Genomic DNA, 1,328 nt, shown 5'->3' with positions numbered 1-1,328 from the left:
AAGGCGCTGACGGATCCCCTCATAATTTCCCTAGTCCTGCGTTGTGTGTGAGCCTTTGATATTCGAACATTCCCCATTGATATTGGGATTCATTAATTTGATATCGCCGATGATTTCGAACCTCTCTCCCTAGACGAGGTATGGAGAGAACTCGACGGTGTTTAATGCTGTTGGCTTGGAAGTCAAAATGCCATTTGGCCTGTACTGCAATGATGCCATTCCACCACATCAAGATTTCAGCGAGCAACGCAATAAGAAGCAGGATATCTAATCGCTTAGTACAACGAGTTCTGTTGTGACGAAGTGCGATCCCATAGGCGGTACTCTTTAGATCGCGGAAGGCCTCTTCTATCTGCATACGCTTGGCGTACAGATTGGTAATTTGTACTTCATTTAAGATATGTCTAGGGACATTCGTCGCGAGTAGCCACGGCTCCTTCGCACTGCGCTGGTAGAGATGTGTAGCGGAGTGTTTTTGGCTGGTTCTACTATGGCGCTGGGCTTTTCGGCCTTTTTCTAATCCCTTATAAACATAGGCTTCACAAGATATCGGTGATCTCTTTGCTAGTAAGCAGTGGCCAAGATATTTGGGTTTATGGACAGCGGTTGGATAAAAGGTTTTATCTGAGACCCAAGGTTTATGAGGTTGTTTGATTGATACTTCACCTCGGACACGACCTAACCAAAACCAACTTTTCTCCTGTACTTGGCGGAACCAAGTATTTCTAAAACCCGCATCAGAAACGATGATCGGACTGACTTTATTCGGCAAAATACTCTGCAATTTATCGAGGAATGTTTGGTGACTTTTCGGTGAATTGTATTGGCCATACTCAAAAACTTGTTCAAAGATTGTGATGGCTCGACCATCAAGTGCAACGGATGCTCTTAACGTCATATAACGAAGTTGTTCACGAACATCAGACCAATCCACAAGGATCACAGGGCATGGGTTGGCGCCCGTTATTAAGTAGGCATGCCATTTATAAATAAGGTCTTTTTCACGATGTAGTTGGCGATTTCCAAGCAGTCTATCAACGCGTTTGATCGCATGTTTTACCGTGGTATTAGTTTCCAGTTTGCGACCTAGTTTAGTCAGCGTTAAGTCTGAGCCGTCAAGTACACTTTTTGTAGCAAGTATCAGAGAACTAACGCGTTTTTTGTGAATGGAGGGGCATTGGTTTTGTATGGTTTGTTGTAGAATCTGAATATCGCGCATTGTTAACCCACTTGTTCGAAATGTGTGTTCAGCGATATTCATTAGATCAAAGACGGCGATGCGCGTCTACCTCATTGTTTTTATGCCTAATTATGAGGGGATTCGCAAG

Annotated in this window: 1 protein-coding gene; it reads right to left on the bottom strand. The window is 43.8% G+C overall.

What is annotated here, in order from left to right; genetic code table 11:
* Positions 1-19 precede the first annotated feature (19 nt).
* Entirely contained in the window at positions 20-1,219 is a 1,200-nt protein-coding gene (locus AACR09_RS15820; RefSeq protein WP_193835385.1) for an IS4 family transposase, read from the bottom strand.
* Positions 1,220-1,328 lie beyond the last annotated feature (109 nt).

Origin of the sequence: Vibrio sp. OPT20 (assembly GCF_963889365.1) — a bacterium.
GTDB classification, from domain to species: Bacteria; Pseudomonadota; Gammaproteobacteria; order Enterobacterales; family Vibrionaceae; genus Vibrio; species Vibrio splendidus.
The sequence above is the reverse complement of the archived record's forward strand: the minus strand, read 5'-3'. Positions and strand labels throughout refer to the sequence as shown.